General features: G+C 50.2%; 1 rRNA gene. It reads right to left on the bottom strand.

Features of this window, described 5'->3' with window-relative positions:
- A 16S ribosomal RNA gene (locus tag F1003_RS15805) occupies positions 1-271 on the bottom strand; the annotation flags it as partial.

Below are 271 nucleotides of genomic sequence, written 5' to 3'. Positions count from 1 at the left end.
CTGCATGGCGCTCTTCCGATCCTAAAGATCATTGACTTGGTGAGCCGTTACCTCACCAACTATCTAATCTTGCGCGTGCCCATCTCTATCCGCCGGAGCTTTCAATACTAATTGATGCCAATCAGTATGTTATGAGGTATTAATCTTCCTTTCGAAAGGCTATCCCTCAGATAAAGGCAGGTTGCACACGTGTTCCGCACCCGTACGCCGCTCTCAAGTATCCGAAGATACTCTACCGCTCGGCTTGCATGTGTTAGGCCTCCCGCTAGCG

The sequence above is a fragment of the Winogradskyella ouciana genome (genome assembly GCF_009709615.1).
Taxonomy (GTDB): domain Bacteria; phylum Bacteroidota; class Bacteroidia; order Flavobacteriales; family Flavobacteriaceae; genus Winogradskyella; species Winogradskyella ouciana.
Note: the sequence above shows the minus strand (reverse complement) of the source record. Positions and strands in the feature narration are given on the sequence as shown.